A 15,451-nucleotide genomic window follows, 5' to 3' on the forward strand; every position below is an offset into this window, starting at 1 on the left:
GATCCGTCAGTCGCGGTCGAACGCGGCGACGTCCGGTAGCGATTTGTCGCGAGGCGGATCGAAATCAAAATTCGCTTCTGGCGGCAAATCGGCAAACATCGGGGGCGCCGAAGGCTTGCGCTCTTGAAGTCGCTCATAGTCGTCGTAACGCATCAGGACATGGGTTGGCCGTCCTGCTTCGGTCACGACGACAGGCGTGTCATCTGCAGTCTTCTTGGCGGCTGATGTGTGCGTGCTGAACTCCCGCACGGAAATGCGCCGCTGGTTATGGTCCACGATGTCGACCCATGCGGCTTCGTCGGACCGAAAATGCGCCGCCCAACCGGATTGTTCAATTGACAGGTCTCAGGGCCTCGGGAGCATTTTCGCATGTACAACGCGGTGCTGGCCTTTCCGGCAGACTTCGACGGTTGGCGCGAGGCGGCGCGGCGGGCCTTGGCGCTTGGCACCCGGCCGGAGGATTTGAGCTTCACTGTCGGCGAAGCGGCGCCGGGGCTTTTCGCCGAGCCGCTGCCCGATCAGGTGCCGGACGATGCGGCGCAGCCGACGGTGCCGCGGGCGTTTCCCGATCTCGCGCGCAAGATGGTGTGCCATGCCGACGAGGATCGTTTCAGCCTCGCCTATCGGCTGTTGTGGCGGCTATCAGGCGAGCGCCGGCTGCTGGAGATCGCCTCCGATCCGGACATCCTTCGTGCCACGCAGATGGTAAAGGCGGTGCATCGCGACAGCCACAAAATGAAGGCCTTCGTGCGGTTTCGCGAGATCGAGGACAGCGCGCTCGGCCGTCATTCGGTCGCCTGGTTCGAGCCGTTCCACCACACCGTCGAACTGACCGCGCCGTTTTTTGCCCGGCGCTTTGCCGGCATGATCTGGACGATCCTGACGCCGGAGCGCAGCGCCCATTGGGACGGCGAAGCGCTGTCGTTCCTGCCCGGCGCGACCCGCGACATGGCACCCGGCGACGACGACATGGAGGCGCTGTGGCTGACCTATTACGCCTCGATCTTCAATCCGGCGCGGCTGAAGGTGAAGGCGATGACCGCCGAGATGCCGAAGAAATATTGGGCGAACATGCCCGAAACGGCGCTGGTCAAACCGCTGATCGCCGGCGCCAAGGCGGCTGAGCGTCGCATGCTCGAAACCGCGCCGACCCTTCCGAGTTTTCGCCATGCGAAACAGGAGGAGCGGCGCGCCATGAGCTTGCCACGCGACGAGATGCCGATCGGCCGTGACGAAGCGGCCCTGCCGCAGACGATCGCCGAGGCGCGCGAGGCGGCAGAAGAGTGCCGGGCCTGTCCGCTGTGGGAGCCGGCGACGCAGACGGTGTTCGGCAAGGGGCCGGACGATGCGCCGGTGATCTTTGTCGGCGAGCAGCCGGGCGATCAGGAGGATATCGCCGGCGAGCCGTTTATCGGACCGGCCGGAAAGGTTTTCGATCAGGCATTGGCTGCGGCGGGGATCGACCGGCGCCAAGCTTACGTCACCAATGCCGTCAAACATTTCAAATTCGAGCCGCGGGGCAAGCGCCGCATCCATGCCAAGCCGACTATGGGGGAGGTCAAAATCTGCCGCTGGTGGCTCAATCAGGAGCGCAGGCTGGTGCGGCCGAAGCTGATCGTGGCGCTCGGCGCGACGGCTGCCGCCGCAGTGCTCGGCAAGACGGTGACGATCAAGGCGACGCGCTCGACGTTGATTGATGTCGACGCCGACACGCGGCTTCTCGTCACCGTTCACCCGTCCTACATTCTGCGCTTGCCCGACGCCGCCGCCAAGGCGCGGGAGACCGAGGCGTTCGAGGCCGATATGGCGCTTGTGCTGCGGACCGTGCCGGAACTGGCGGTGGGCGGCTGACGGGGCGAGCCGGCTCTGGCCGTTCGGCCGTCAAGGCTGCCACGGATTGATGAGGGCGACGCCGCAGTTTTGGAAGTCTTTGACGTTCCGCGTGGCGAGCACGGCACGATGGGCGAGGGCGATGGCGGCGATCTGGCAGTCTGATTGCGTCATTGGGCGGCCGATCCGACGGCAAGCGCTCGCAATGGTTGCGTAGTGACGCGCGGCCTCACGATCGAAGCTGAGAGTCCTGTCGCCAATTGCCAGCTCGATGGCGCGTTCGATCGCCATCCTCAGGGCGGCCTTGCGCCGACCTTCGGGAAGAATTTCGACACCGAGACGCAGTTCGGCCTCCGTGACGGCGGTAATGTAAAAGTTCGACCTCGGTTGCGCCGAGAGCCAGGCTGCTGCGACGGGGTCTGGCTGAGGTTTGATGATCTCGGAGATGACGTTCGTATCGAGAACGATCATGGCGCGTCATTTGAAACGGGGCGGGTTCCGCATGGGTTCACGGGGCGGGATATCCAATGCGACGCCCCCCAGATGCTCGAAATGTTTGCGAATGGCGTCAACGAGATTTTCCGTCCCGCCATTGATCTTTTTCCCGCTTTCCTCAGCGGATTCAGGCGGTGGTATGTGAGGCTCGCCCGAGGCTTCCCGCAGCATCACCGCCGCCTCGGCCTCGACCGAGCGGCCATGCTGGGCGGCGCGTTCGCGGATGTGACGGGTAAGTTCCTCGTCGAGATCGTGGATCGTCAGGCTGGTCATCGGGCATCTCCCTGCAGCGGTGATCAGATCGTAGCCGGGATGGCGCGATTGATCCAGCGGGCGGCGGCCGCCGTATTGCTTATGGTCCCGGGCCATGCTGGAGCGCGGTGCTTCAGGCGCCGTCCGCTTGAGCCCTTGGAAATGATCAGCTAAGCCGCTCGCGAGAGATTGACATGTGACGAAGAGACGATCGCGCGCCTTGCCCGGTTGCGCCTTGGCTTTGTCGGACGCTTTGGTGAATGGATATGGCTCAGAAAAAGCCGAAACGGGTGACGGCGCGGGTGCCGCGCGGCTTCGTCGACCGCGACGCCGCGGATCTGCGGGCGCAGGACGCGATGCTGGCGACGATCCGGCGGGTCTACGAGACCTACGGGTTCGAGCCGGTCGAGACGCCGATTTTCGAATATACCGATGCGCTCGGCAAGTTTTTGCCGGATAGCGACCGGCCGAACGAGGGCGTCTTCTCGATCGAGGACGACGACGAGCAGTGGATGTCGCTCCGCTACGACCTCACCGCGCCGCTCGCCCGCTATGTGGCGGAAAATTTCGAGACCCTGCCCAAACCCTATCGCAGCTATCGGGCGGGCTACGTCTTCCGCAACGAAAAGCCGGGGCCAGGGCGCTTTCGCCAGTTCATGCAGTTCGACGCCGATATCGTCGGCGCGCCGAACGTCTCGGCCGACGCCGAGATGGCGATGATGATGGCCGACACGATGGAAGCGCTGGGCATCGAGCGCGGGCAGTATGTCATTCGGGTGAACAACCGGAAGGTGCTCGACGGGGTGCTGGAAGCGATCGGCCTCGGCGGCGAAGAGAATGCCGGACGGCGGCTGACGGTGCTGCGGGCGATCGACAAGCTGGACAAATTCTCCACCGCAGAGGTCAGGCTTCTGCTCGGCGAGGGTCGAAGAGACGAAAGCGGAGACTTCACGCCGGGTGCGGGACTTAACGAACGCGCTATTCAGCAAATCGTTGACGATTATATCGCTGCGGCGATGTCTGAATTTGTGGATGGGACGAACAACCACGCAATTCGACAGCTGAAGGCCTCAGCTTTTGGCACAAATCCAAAATTTCACGAAGGTGTCGAAGACTTAGCGTCGATTGCCGATTTTGTCGGATCAGCCGGTTACGGCCCAGACCGCGTCAAGATCGATCCCTCCGTCGTCCGCGGTCTCGAATACTACACCGGACCGGTCTTCGAAGCCGAACTCCTCTTCGACGTGACCAACGAGAAGGGCGAGGTCGTCCGCTTCGGCTCCGTCGGCGGCGGCGGGCGCTATGACGGGCTGGTCTCGCGCTTCATGAGCCAGCCGGTGCCGGCGACGGGCTTTTCGATCGGCGTGTCGCGGCTGATGACGGCGCTCAAAAATCTCGGCCGGCTCAAGACGTCGGAGCGCACCGGTCCGGTGGTCGTCACCGTGATGGACCGCGACCGCATGGCCGATTATCAGGCGATGGCGACGCTGTTGCGTAACGCCCTCAATGACGATCCCTCCTTGCCGCCTGTGCCGGTCGAGGTGTTCCAGGGCAATCCCAAACAGTTCGGCAAGCAGCTGCAATATGCCGATCGGCGCAATGCCCCGGTCGTCGTCATCCAGGGCGGCGACGAAAAGGCCGCCGGCAAGGTCCAGGTGAAGGATCTGGCCCTCGGCAAGGAACTCTCCGCCACCATCACCGACAACGCCGAATGGCGCGAGGCGCGGGCCGGCCAGGAACTCGTCGACGAGGCCGAGCTGGTTGAAGCGGTTAAGCGCATCCTCGCCCGCCCGCTGAGCGAGAAGGGTTGACGGCGTGCAAGCTGGCAACGACACCATCGGCCCGGCGCTCGACGCGCTGTTTGCAACGCGGGGCGCCTTTGCGGCCGAGCCGCCGATTATCCTGCCCGCCGAGCCCTATCTCGACACGGCCGGCGAAGCCTTGCGCCGGCGCATCTTCCTGACAAGGGGCGAGGGCGGCGAGACCTTGTGCCTGCGCCCGGACTTTACCATACCCGTCTGTATTCGGCATATAGAAGAGGCGGCGGAGCTGCCCAAGCGCTATTGCTATCGCGGCCTGGTGTTTCGCCAGCGCGCCGATGGCCCGGCGGAGTTCGTCCAGGCCGGAATCGAGGATCTCGGCGAGGACCACCGCGCCGAGGCCGATGCGCGGGCGCTCGCCGATGCGCTGGCGGCGCTTCAGACAGCCGGTCTCGACCCGGCTGGCCTCAACGTCATTCTCGGCGATCAGGGGCTGTTCGAGGCGGTCTTGCGGGCGCTTGGTCTGCCCCAGGGCTGGCAGCGCCGGCTGATCCGCACCTTTGGCCATGACGACCAGTTGAAAGCGGTGCTCGACGCTTTGGCGAAGGGGCCGGAAGACACGCTCGAGGGCATCGAGCCACAGCTCGTCGAACTGGCGCGCGACCGCGAGGAGGGCGCCCTGACGCGGCTCATACGTTCGCGTATGGAGGAGGCTGGCCTGCCGCCTCATTCCGGCCGCTCGCCGGGCGAGATCGCCGCGCGGCTGATCGAAAAGGTTGCGGTGGCTGAAGCCCGGCTCGGCGAAGGCGCGCTGAAACTGCTTGAAGCGTTTCTGGCGATCGACTGCTCGTTGGACGCGGCGGCGGATCGGCTCGCCGAGCTGATGGGCGGCGCCGGTCTCGATCTCGGCCGGGCAATGACCGTGTTCGAGACCCGCAATCTCGCGCTGCAGGCGGCCAATGTCGATTTGGCTGCCCTGAACTATCGTGCCGCCTTTGGCAGGCCGATCGATTATTACACCGGCCTCGTCTTCGAGGTGCGCCAGCCGGGCGGCAGCGATGCGCTGGCCGGTGGCGGGCGCTACGATCGCCTGATGACGATGCTCGGCGCGACCCAGCCGATCCCCGCGGTCGGCTTCGCGCTGTGGCTCGACCGGGTCGCGGCCGATCTCGAAACCCGTGGAGGCGCGGCATGAGCCTCACCCTCGCCATTCCCTCCAAGGGCCGGCTGATGGAAAAATCGCTGGCGGCGCTGAAGTCCGCCGGGATCGACGTGATCGCCGGCGAGACGCGCTCCTATCGCACGTCGGTCTCCGGCTTCGACGGACTGGACGTGCTGCTTCTGTCGGCGTCGGAGATCGCTCGCCAGCTGCGTGACGGGGCAATCGACTTCGGCGTCACCGGTGAGGACCTGATCCGCGAGAGCATGCCGGACGCGGACGGCCAAGTCGATTTTGTCGCCAGGCTCAGCTTTGGCCACGCCGATGTCGTCGTCGCCGTCCCTGAGGCCTGGGTGGATGTGGCGACGATGGATGATCTCGGAGATATCGCCGGCTCGTTCCGCGCCCGTCACGGCCGGCGCTTGCGCATCGCGACGAAATATTGGCGCCTGACTCAGGGCTTCTTCACCCGGCTGCACGGCATCCAGAGCTATCGCATCGTCGAAAGTCTCGGCGCGACAGAGGGCGCGCCGGCGGCGGGCTCGGCCGACATCATCGTCGACATCACCTCGACCGGCTCGACGCTGACGGCGAACCAGTTGAAAGTGCTCGCCGACGGCACGATCCTGAAGTCCGAAGCCTGCCTCTTGTGCTCCAAAACCCGGCCACGCGAGGCCGGCGACAGAGCGCTCGCCGAAGATCTGGCGCGGCGTTTTCGCGGCTGAAACGCTCGGTTACAACTCGTAATACGCGCGAGGCGGCGTGATCGCTTCGCGAGCTTTATATCCGTTCTCGATAGCAGGGCTCTGATCGATGGAGCCAAGAAACTCTCGAGGACAGGACGATGGAAAAACCGAAAGACAGCGGCTTTGCGCTCAATCGCCGGCAGGCGCTGACGGCGATCGCGGTGACCGCCAGCGGGGCGATGATCCCGCGCGCTGCCTTCGCGGTCGAGCAGAGCAATGCCGCGATGCTCGTCGGGGCGACTGTCTGCCGGCTGCTGCCGGATGTGACGGAAGGTCCCTATTACGTCGACGACAAGCTGGTGCGGGCCGACATCACCGAGGGGCGGCCTGGCGTGCCGGTCCTGCTGCGGCTGCAGGTGGTGGATGCGACCTGCCAGCCCCTGGCGAAGGCGCGCGTCGACGTCTGGCACTGCGACGCCACCGGCCTTTACTCGAACTATGGCGGGCAGGGCGACGACCACGATCATCCGGTCTCGACCAAAGGCGAGACGTTCTTGCGTGGCACACAAATGAGCGATGCGAACGGCTTGGTGAATTTCACCACGATCTATCCCGGTTGGTATCGCAGTCGCACCACGCATATTCATTTCAAAGTGTTTCTGAGCGCAACGAATGTTCTCACCGGGCAGATTTTCTTTCCCTATGCGCTCAGCCAGTTCATTTACGACAAGGTGCCACCCTATTCGATGCGCAAGGCGGTACGCGACACGCTGAACGCCAGCGACGGCATCGCTCGAGAGGCCGGCGCTGCGTCGCATGCGGCGATCACCGAGCAGGGCACGCGGTATCTCGCGGCACTCATCGTCGGCGTCGATCCGGCTGCCAAATCCAATAGCGCCGAGGGATTCAACGGTCCGCCGATGGGCGAGGGCAAAAGCGGTCCGCCGCCGGGCGGCTTTGGTGGTCCGGATGGTCCGGGTGGCGCTGGTGGCCCACCGCCGGAGCGCGGCGATCCGAAGGCCTCGCTCGTTCCCGGCGTCGCCGGCATTATCGTGTCCGAATAAAGCGGTCGCGGCGCGTCGTCGCCGCAATGCTTCGTTACAAATAGCCGTGACCTACCGCAAGGTTCGCTTCACGTTTGTGTGTGTAGCTGGTGTCGACATCTGACATTCACCCAGCATGACGAAGGAACCGCCATGTCACTGACCATCGGATCGAGTCCCTCGGCGACGCCCCTCATCTCGAGCGACAGCTCCAGTGGCGATGATGCTTCGGCGATCGCGGCAAAGCTGGCGGCGGCACAACAGGCACTCGCCGAAGCCGAGCAGTCGGGCGATGCCGACGAGACGGCGACGCAGGAGGCGGCGGTCGCCAAATACACCGCGCAATTGGCGGCGGCCCAGCAAAGCGCCGCCAGCACATCGACCTCCACGACCCAGCAGAGCGCCAATGCGCCGGCAAATGGTGCGTCCGGCACCGACGAGGCGCAAAATCCCTACAAGGTGACGGCGCGGGTCGATACGACGGCGATCAGCGCCGCCAAGGAGGCCAGCCAGAGCGATGACGTCGCGGGGAATGGCACGGCGGCCAAGGCCGAGCAGACGGCCAAAGCCGAGCAGGAATATCAGGCCAACATGCCTCAGTCGGGCGCCGCGCAAAGCGAGGCTGCTCAGGCCTGATCATGGGCCTGACACAAGGCTGCCGCGCGACCACCGACCCTCGGTCGTTCGGGGCCGACTTACTTCGGTGCGATCATCGTCGATGGATCGACGATGCGGTCGTAGTCGTCGGCCGAGACAAGGCCCGAGGCGATCGCCTCGTCGCGGAGCGTCGTGCCTTTCTTGTGAGCGGTCTTGGCGATGTTGGCGGCGTTGTCGTAGCCGATCGTCGGGGCGAGGGCCGTCACCAGCATCAGCGACTGCTGCATCAGCGCGTTGATCCGCTCCTCATTCGCCTCGATGCCGTCGACGCAATGCTCGGCAAAACTCTCCATGCCGTCGGCAAGCAGCCGGATCGAGGAGAGGACGGCGTTGGCGATCACCGGCTTGAAGACGTTGAGCTCGAAATGGCCCTGCGAGGCGGCGACGGTCACCGTGGTCTCGTGGCCCATGATCTCGGTCGCGACCATGGTCAGCGCCTCGCACTGGGTCGGGTTGACCTTGCCGGGCATGATCGAGGAGCCTGGCTCGTTGGCCGGCAGGTTCAATTCGCCAAGCCCCGAGCGCGGGCCCGAACCGAGGAAGCGGATATCGTTGGCGATCTTCATCAGATCGGCGGCGAGCGTGTTCAAGGCGCCGTGGAAGAAGGTCAACGCGCCGTGCGAGGCCAGCGCCTCGAACTTGTTCTCGGCGGTGCGGAAAGGATGGCCGGTGAGCGTGGCGATTTCGGCGGCGATCGCCGTGTCGAAGCCGACCGGGGCGTTGAGGCCGGTGCCGACGGCGGTCCCGCCCTGGGCGAGCGCCAAGACGCCGTCGAGCGCCTGGTCGATGCGCGTCTCGGCAAGCTGGAGCGCCATCGCATAGCCGGAAAATTCCTGGCCGAGCGTGACCGGGGTCGCGTCCTGGGTATGGGTACGGCCGATCTTGATAATGCCCTCGAAGGCTTTGGCTTTCTTGTCGAGCGAGGCGTGGAGGGTTTGAAGCGCCGGCAAAAGCCGCGCCTTCGCCTCGACCACGGTCGCGACATGCATCGCCGTCGGGAAGACGTCGTTCGACGACTGGCTCATATTGACGTGGTCGTTCGGATGAACCGGCGTCTTCGAACCAATCTCGCCGCCGAGCATTTCGATCGCCCGGTTGGAGATCACCTCGTTGACGTTCATGTTGGACTGGGTGCCCGAGCCGGTCTGATAGACGACCAGCGGGAAGTGATCGTCGAGCTTGCCGGCGATGATCTCGTCAGCGGCCTTTTCGATCGCGTCGCGCAGATCGGTGGGCAGTTTGCCTTTTTCCGCATTGACCCGCGCCGCCGCCTTCTTGACGGTGGCCAGCGCCCGGATCAGCGGCAGCGGCTGGCGCTCGGTGCCGATTTTGAAATTGTTGCGCGAGCGCTCGGTCTGCGCCCCCCAATAGCGGTCGTTTGCGACTTCGATCGCGCCGATGGAATCGGTTTCTGTTCGTGTCGTCACGCTGAGCCCTTCCTCTGGACGGTCTGGTTGGAATGCCAATAGCGGCGCAAGGCGCGGATCGGAAGAGCGACGCGGCGCTAAAATCGCGTCAAGAGGATTGCTCGGCGGATGGATGAAGATCCCGCTGCGTCCGATTGCCTCTGCTGCGGCGACCTTGCCGATTTGTAACGCTGCCCAATCTCTCCTGTCAGGCAGATGTTTCAGGTTTTCGGAGGACAGGACATGAGGACCATGGTGAGGAGCGGCGCCGTGCTGGCAATGGTCGCGGCGCTGGCGATCTCGACGGGCTGCAGCCGCACCCAGCGCACCTTGGCGGGCGCGGGAATCGGCGGCGCCAGCGGCGCGGTGATCGGCAATGCGGTGGCGGGCACGGGCGGCGCGATTGTCGGCGGTGTCGGCGGTGCGGTCGCCGGCGGTTATATCGGCCGGCACTACTGAGCAGCGGGAAGCGGACGGGTCCGGCGATCCTTCGGCTTTCCGCCGCCATAAATTCTGGTGAGATGCTCTGATCGGGGTTGTGGCCGCTGAGATCGATCCAAGACAAATGAGAGGGGGTGGGCGATCAAACGCCCGCCCCCTCTTTTTTGTTTATCGGATCTGGTCGGATCAGCCGGAGGTCAGCGGCGAGATCGAGATTTCGACCCGGCGATTTTGAGCGCGGCCCGCTTCCGTCGCATTGGTGGCGACCGGCCGGGTTTCACCGAAGCCCTGGGTGTTGAGGCGCCGCGGATCGATGCCCTGGCTGGCCAGATACTGGCTGACCGAGCTGGCGCGATCCTGCGAAAGCCGCAAATTGTAATCGGCCGAGCCGGTGCTGTCGGTGAAACCGTCGACGTCGACGATCGACTTGTCGAACTCCTTCAGAACCAAGGCGACGGAGTTCAGCGTCGGATAGAAACCGGAGAGGATCGACGCCTGATCGGTCGGGAAGGTGATGTTCGATGGCATGTTCAGGATGATGCGGTCGCCGACGCGGGTGACCGAAACGCCGGTGCCGCGCAGCTGCTGGCGCAGCTTGGCTTCCTGATTGTCCATATAAAGACCGATGCCGCCGCCCGACAGCGCGCCGATGCCGGCCCCGATCAGCGCGGCCTTGCCGGCATTGTGGCCGGTGGCGCGGCCAACCACATAGCCGCCGAGCGCGCCGATACCGGCGCCGATGCCGGCCCCGCCGAGCGTGTTGGAGATCTTCTCCTCACCGGTATAGGGATCGGTGGTGCAGCCGGCGACAGCGGCGGTAAGCGCAAGCGCGAGGGCAAGTTTTCTCATCAGGTTCTGACCAGCCTATCGAGTGGGCGGGCGTCGCCGCCGGCGCCGTTGGTTTCTTTAGCGCCCCGATACCGGTCACACTTGGCTGGAATAGGGCTGTCGCGGACCGTGGGCGATTTTGCACAACTTGTTGCAAATTGGCCGCATCTGCCTGGAGCGACGGGCGCCGACGCTCACAGCAGCCGGGGACGGAGCTGGCTTACCTCCCAGTCGTTCAGGAATTCGAGCTGCCGGCCGAGCCACTCCGCCGTGAAATTTTCGCTGCCCCATTCCGCAGTCTTGTCGGCGAAATTGCCGATGAGCCAGAGATGGCGGATGGCGACAAAGATCGCGATCGCCGCTTCGTCGATCGCCGCGACCGGCCGGGCCGAGCGATAGCCGGCATCGAAGGCGCGCCAGATCGCGTGGCGGCGCCGGCCGAACGAGACCTGCGCCCACAGATGGACCGCGAGATCGTAGGCGAGATAGCCAAAACCGCCGTCGTCAAAATCAAAGAGCACGGCTTGGCCGGCGAGCGGTCCGGTCTCGGGAAGCCGGGCATTAAGGCCGTGGCAATCGCCATGGCAGCGGATGCGGGTCAGGCGATCGTCCAACGCTGCGACGCGGTCGGCGAGCCGCGCGGCGATGGCCTCCGCGCTCTCCGGCAGCGACGGCCCGACGCCAAGCACGGTTTCGACCGTGCGCCGAATGGCGGCGACCGGGCCGTGGAGAAGCTGGTCGAGATCAAGGCGGTGGCGTCCCTCCGCCGCCTTCGGATAGGCGGCGCTCGCCGCATGCAGGCGCGCAAGGGCAACGCCTTGAAGGTGGGCATCGGCGGCTGAATCAAGATTTGGGACACGGCCGTCGACATGCCGGAAGAGGACGAGCGGACGGCTGCCTTGCGGCAACTCGGCCGTGGCGAACAGCGCGCCGTTCTGTCCGGCGAACGGCGCAGCGACTGGAACGCCTTCGGCGTCGAGATAGGCGATGAAGGCCGTCTCGGCGGCAACATCCGCTTCCCCTCGCAGCCGCCTGCCGGACACTCGCGCGACGAAGCGTTCTTCGTCACGCGTGCGAATTTCGTAGCAATCGTTGAAGCCGCGATTGAGGAGGCTGCAGCGCGCAATCGGCCCGATCGGATAGTGGGCCTCGACGAGGGCCGCCACGGCTTGCGGTGTCGGTGTGGCGTAAAGGACGGGCAGAGGATTTGTCATCAACGTTCGCCGGGTCTTCGGGCGTTGGCCTCCTCCTGGAGCCACCATACCGCCGCGTTGTTGGCCATTCGTCCCGTTTCGCCGGCCAGCGCATCGTGCTCAGCTCACCACCGCCGGTGCACATAGTTTTTCTGCTTGTGGCGCGTTTGGCGAGCGGTTCTCCGGGTGCCGGCGTCGGCTGCCGCCAGCGCCTCGCGCGGGCTGACCGCCTGGCCGCGGATCAATTCGGCGAGCGCCACCGTGTCGAGATCGTCGTCGAGCGTCGTCAATCCCCCAAACATCCGCCATCCGCGCGGCGCGACGTTTCGGCAGCCACCGGCGAAATGGTCAGAGGAAGAGGCGGCATCCGGAGGCGGACAGTCCGCCTCCGGATTTCGATCAGGTCAGGCGGCGCGGCGCTGCTTGAGAAGGCCGCGATTGACCAACAGCTCGGCGATCTGAACCGTGTTCAGCGCCGCGCCCTTGCGCAGATTGTCGGAGACGACCCAGATGTTGAGGCCGTTGTCGATGGTCTGATCCTCGCGGATGCGCGAGATGTAGGTCGCATCCTCGCCGGCCGACTCGTAAGGCGTGACGTAGCCGCCGTCCTCATGCTTGTCGATGACCAGGCAGCCCGGCGCCTCGCGCAGGATATCGCGGGCCTCGTCGGCGGTGATCGGCTTTTCGAACTCGATATTCACCGCTTCCGAATGGCCGATGAAGACCGGCACGCGCACGGCGGTGCAGGTGACCTTGATCTTCGGATCGAGCATCTTCTTGGTCTCGGCCATCACCTTCCATTCTTCCTTGGTCGAGCCGTCTTCCATGAAAACGTCGATATGGGGAATGACGTTGAAGGCGATGCGCTTGGTGAACTTCTTCTTCTCCACCGGATCGGCGACGAAGACCGCGCGCGACTGCTCGAAGAGCTCGTCCATGCCTTCCTTGCCGGCACCGGAGACCGACTGATAGGTGGCCACCACCACACGTTTGATCTTGGCATGATCGTGCAGCGGCTTCAGCGCGACGACGAGCTGGGCGGTCGAGCAGTTCGGATTGGCGATAATGTTCTTCTTGGCAAAGCCGGTGACGGCGTCGGCATTGACCTCCGGCACGATCAGCGGAACGTCCTGATCGTAGCGCCAGGCCGAGGAGTTATCGATGACGACGCAGCCCTGGGCACCGATCTTCGGCGACCATACCTTCGAGACCTCGCCGCCGGCGCTCATCAAGGCGATGTCGACGTCGGAGAAATCATAGCCTTCGAGTGCCTTCACCTTGAGTGTCTTGTCGCCGTAGGAGACTTCTTGGCCGACCGATCGGCGGGAGGCGAGTGCCACTACTTCATCGGCGGGAAAACCGCGTTCTTCAAGGATCGTCAGCATTTCGCGACCGACATTGCCGGTGGCGCCGACGACGGCAACCTTGTAACCCATGGGGATTCGACCTTCTCTCGCTCTCCCCTGACTTTCGATCAAGCACGCTCGTCCTCCGCCCCGGGGGAGACAAGCGGGGCGAGGGGTCAGCTAATCGACGTTTTCGTGGGCACGGAGCGTACGGTCATGTCGAGCGATATGCGTTGGATCGGCAGACTTGTCAATTACCGGATTTTCGGCATTGAAAGCCGTCGGGTTTGCATCGCTTCGGACGTGATGGAGGCGGGCCCTGTGCCGCCCCGCAATCAAGGACATCACGATGTCGCATTTCGCCATCCTGCTCGCCGGCCGCATGGTGCCGACGCCGGCCCTGCGGCAGCGGCTCGCCGGAGCGCGGGTGATCGCCGCCGATGCCGGTATCCGCCACGCCGTCGCTCTTGGCTTGGTTCCCGAGTTGTGGGTCGGCGACTTCGATTCCGCTCCCCATGTGCCGGACGCCTTTTCCGGTATCGAGCGAACGACTTTTGGCCGCGACAAGGATCAGACCGACGGCGAACTTGCCATCGAGGCGGCGGTCGCCCGTGGGGCAAGCCGGCTGACCCTCGTCGGCGCCCTTGGCGGACCGCGCAGCGACCACGCTTTTGCCCATTTCATCCTGGCGCTGCGCTATGCCGGAACGGGTCTGGCAGTCGCACTTCACGACGGCATTGAAGACGCCTATCCGTTGGACACCGAGCCCCTTCGCGCCGATCTTTTGCCCGGGACGCAGTTCTCCGTGCTGAAATTCTCCGATGTCGAGGGGCTGACCATCGAAGGCGCCAAGTGGCCGCTAAATGACGTCGCGCTGCCCTTCACCTCGATCCTCACCCAGTCGAATGAGGCCGCCGGGCCGATTACGGTGCGTCTCGCCAAGGGCGCGGCCATTCTGCTTGCCCAGGCCGATTCCTCGGTGCGGTGAGCAGCTCGCGCAGCGATTTTGCCGATACCTTTGGTTTGTCGGTTCGGCCCGAATCGAAATCTTGCAAAAACACCACATATTGGGGTGGTGCGTTCGACCGGACGCAGACCGAACGCTCCGCCTCGTCGGTTGGGCGCGCCGTCTCTTCGCAGAAATCGATGTCGCTTTTCAAAACGCTGCGTCAGGAAACGGATCCCTGGCAATCGCCTGCGATCCGAAGCGAAAATGCCGAGATCCGGCCTTGGCCTGGGGGGGGGAGTTGACTATGGTCGCTCGCGCGTGGTCCCGTAGCTCAGCAGGATAGAGCATCAGATTCCTAATCTGAGGGTCACAGGTTCGAATCCTGTCGGGATCACCAATTATTTCAGAGGCTTAGCCCTGAATTTCTTCGCTTCCATGTCGCATCCATGTTGCAGTGAGTTCCCTTGATTTTCAGGGGTTTCCTGCGAGACTCGGCAGCTCCACGCGACATGGGAGGGCTCGGGATGGGGCTTATTATCGAAACGACGGACGCGATGTGCATCTTTTCCAGCGTCGCGGTCCACGCAGCTTCCGGCAAAGGATTCGTGAATTTCAGCGTGACGCTCAATTCGGAGAGCGAACCCGAACCGGTCGCCAGCTTCACCGTTCTCGCTGGCGATGAAGGCGATGGCATCGACGGGATGGTGTTTCGCTCGCACGATACGTTGGCGCAGTCTTTCGAGATGATGGCGAAAGTGCTCCGTCGAATGGGCGAATCCTACAAGAGGTAGGCTGCCACCGACGGTCGCTCAGTGCACCCGCTGGTCAGCCTGTCAGCAACACGTGCTCGGCGAGGATGCCGCCCTCCAGACGCTCGGTCTTGGGGTGATCGAGGAGTGTGTGTGTCGCTTTACTATGCAAATCAACTGTGGATTTTAGAGACATGGGGCATCGGATAAGTGCGAGACCCTGGCGCTCTACAAGACATGGGATCTCGTCTTCCCGACCGGCGCTGGTAACGTCGAAGGCCTGAAGAACATCGCGACCCGTGGGCTTCACCCGACGATGATCCGGGCCGGCGTGGCGGTGGACACGGCCGAGCGCGACAAGAAGGGCAGGGCGATCCTCGCCGCGAAATACACCGGCATGCACAGCCTCCGGCACTTCTACGCGTCCTGGCTGATCAACCGGAAGGAGGATGGAGGACTCGGCCTGCCGCCGAAGGTCGTTCAGGAGCGCATGGGCCACAGCACCATCACGATGACGATGGACGTCTATGGGCACCTGTTCCCGCGCGGTGATGATGCCGACGAGCTGGCTGCTGCTGAGGCAGCGCTTCTGACCTGATTCTCGTCCACGTGTCGCAATCAATGCAAGTCAGTGCTATCTGAGTGCTACCGATGGAT

General features: G+C 64.2%; 17 protein-coding genes, 1 tRNA gene and 1 pseudogene. 11 read left to right on the top strand and 8 right to left on the bottom strand.

Annotated features, from left to right (window positions below):
* Positions 1-6: 6 nt before the first annotated feature.
* Complete coding sequence (locus J1C48_RS04355; RefSeq protein ID WP_207256486.1) at positions 7-276, bottom strand: type II toxin-antitoxin system prevent-host-death family antitoxin; 270 nt, start codon at positions 274-276, stop codon at positions 7-9.
* Between the two features lie 93 nt (positions 277-369).
* Here J1C48_RS04355 and J1C48_RS04360 point away from each other — a divergent pair, with 93 nt between their 5' ends.
* Complete coding sequence (locus J1C48_RS04360; RefSeq protein WP_207256487.1) at positions 370-1,851, top strand: UdgX family uracil-DNA binding protein; 1,482 nt, start codon at positions 370-372, stop codon at positions 1,849-1,851.
* A 30-nt stretch (positions 1,852-1,881) separates the two neighbouring features.
* On the opposite strand, the gene J1C48_RS04365 is transcribed toward J1C48_RS04360, so the two are convergent.
* Both J1C48_RS04365 and J1C48_RS04370 read right to left on the bottom strand, forming a co-directional pair.
* Positions 1,882-2,301, bottom strand: a complete 420-nt coding sequence (locus J1C48_RS04365) for a type II toxin-antitoxin system VapC family toxin (RefSeq protein WP_207256488.1) — start codon at positions 2,299-2,301, stop codon at positions 1,882-1,884.
* A 6-nt stretch (positions 2,302-2,307) separates the two neighbouring features.
* Entirely contained in the window at positions 2,308-2,598 is a 291-nt protein-coding gene (locus J1C48_RS04370) for a FitA-like ribbon-helix-helix domain-containing protein (RefSeq protein ID WP_207256489.1), read from the bottom strand.
* Between the two features lie 239 nt (positions 2,599-2,837).
* Between J1C48_RS04370 and hisS the strand changes: the two genes are divergently transcribed.
* The 5 genes from hisS (at position 2,838) to J1C48_RS04395 (ending at position 7,861) form a co-directional block, all read left to right on the top strand.
* Entirely contained in the window at positions 2,838-4,388 is a 1,551-nt protein-coding gene (gene hisS / locus J1C48_RS04375; protein ID WP_207256490.1) for a histidine--tRNA ligase, read from the top strand.
* 4 nt (positions 4,389-4,392) lie between these two features.
* Positions 4,393-5,532, top strand: coding sequence for an ATP phosphoribosyltransferase regulatory subunit (locus J1C48_RS04380; RefSeq protein WP_207256491.1), 1,140 nt, complete (start codon positions 4,393-4,395; stop codon positions 5,530-5,532).
* Positions 5,529-6,221: an ATP phosphoribosyltransferase gene (gene hisG, locus J1C48_RS04385; protein ID WP_207256492.1), complete on the top strand. Its 693-nt coding sequence runs from the start codon at positions 5,529-5,531 to the stop codon at positions 6,219-6,221. The genes J1C48_RS04380 and hisG overlap by 4 nt, the downstream gene beginning before the upstream one ends.
* 119 nt (positions 6,222-6,340) lie before the next feature.
* Positions 6,341-7,246, top strand: coding sequence for an intradiol ring-cleavage dioxygenase (locus J1C48_RS04390; RefSeq protein ID WP_207256493.1), 906 nt, complete (start codon positions 6,341-6,343; stop codon positions 7,244-7,246).
* A gap of 132 nt (positions 7,247-7,378) precedes the next feature.
* Positions 7,379-7,861 carry a hypothetical protein gene (locus J1C48_RS04395; RefSeq protein ID WP_207256494.1) on the top strand — a complete coding sequence of 161 codons (483 nt, stop codon included), beginning with the start codon at positions 7,379-7,381 and terminating at the stop codon, positions 7,859-7,861.
* Between the two features lie 59 nt (positions 7,862-7,920).
* On the opposite strand, the gene fumC is transcribed toward J1C48_RS04395, so the two are convergent.
* Positions 7,921-9,309 carry a class II fumarate hydratase gene (gene fumC, locus J1C48_RS04400; RefSeq protein WP_207256495.1) on the bottom strand — a complete coding sequence of 463 codons (1,389 nt, stop codon included), beginning with the start codon at positions 9,307-9,309 and terminating at the stop codon, positions 7,921-7,923.
* 222 nt (positions 9,310-9,531) lie between these two features.
* Between fumC and J1C48_RS04405 the strand changes: the two genes are divergently transcribed.
* A complete protein-coding gene (locus J1C48_RS04405; protein WP_207256496.1) occupies positions 9,532-9,747 on the top strand; it encodes a hypothetical protein in 216 nt (71 codons plus the stop codon).
* Positions 9,748-9,915: 168 nt separating this feature from the next.
* Here the strand turns inward: J1C48_RS04405 and J1C48_RS04410 are convergent, their stop codons facing one another.
* The 4 genes from J1C48_RS04410 to J1C48_RS04425 form a co-directional block, all read right to left on the bottom strand.
* Positions 9,916-10,581 carry a YiaD family glycine zipper/OmpA-like lipoprotein gene (locus J1C48_RS04410; protein WP_207256641.1) on the bottom strand — a complete coding sequence of 222 codons (666 nt, stop codon included), beginning with the start codon at positions 10,579-10,581 and terminating at the stop codon, positions 9,916-9,918.
* A 170-nt stretch (positions 10,582-10,751) separates the two neighbouring features.
* The gene (locus J1C48_RS04415) at positions 10,752-11,771 is read right to left on the bottom strand and encodes a phosphotransferase enzyme family protein (protein WP_207256497.1); all 1,020 of its coding nucleotides are present in this window, start codon (positions 11,769-11,771) and stop codon (positions 10,752-10,754) included.
* Positions 11,772-11,875: 104 nt separating this feature from the next.
* Complete coding sequence (locus tag J1C48_RS04420; protein WP_207256498.1) at positions 11,876-12,040, bottom strand: hypothetical protein; 165 nt, start codon at positions 12,038-12,040, stop codon at positions 11,876-11,878.
* 114 nt (positions 12,041-12,154) lie between these two features.
* Positions 12,155-13,186 (bottom strand): aspartate-semialdehyde dehydrogenase, encoded by a 1,032-nt coding sequence (locus J1C48_RS04425; RefSeq protein WP_207256499.1) that lies wholly within the window; start codon positions 13,184-13,186, stop codon positions 12,155-12,157.
* 259 nt (positions 13,187-13,445) lie between these two features.
* Here J1C48_RS04425 and J1C48_RS04430 point away from each other — a divergent pair, with 259 nt between their 5' ends.
* From J1C48_RS04430 to J1C48_RS04445, 4 genes and pseudogenes are all read left to right on the top strand, one after another.
* Positions 13,446-14,084 (top strand): thiamine diphosphokinase, encoded by a 639-nt coding sequence (locus J1C48_RS04430; protein WP_207256500.1) that lies wholly within the window; start codon positions 13,446-13,448, stop codon positions 14,082-14,084.
* A 281-nt stretch (positions 14,085-14,365) separates the two neighbouring features.
* Positions 14,366-14,442 (top strand) — tRNA-Arg (locus J1C48_RS04435).
* A gap of 112 nt (positions 14,443-14,554) precedes the next feature.
* Entirely contained in the window at positions 14,555-14,836 is a 282-nt protein-coding gene (locus J1C48_RS04440) for a hypothetical protein (protein ID WP_207256501.1), read from the top strand.
* Positions 14,837-15,038: 202 nt separating this feature from the next.
* A pseudogene (locus J1C48_RS04445) lies at positions 15,039-15,392 on the top strand (tyrosine-type recombinase/integrase); the annotation flags it as partial.
* Positions 15,393-15,451: the final 59 nt, after the last annotated feature.

The sequence above is a fragment of the Jiella flava genome (genome assembly GCF_017349315.1).
GTDB lineage: Bacteria > Pseudomonadota > Alphaproteobacteria > Rhizobiales > Rhizobiaceae > Jiella > Jiella flava.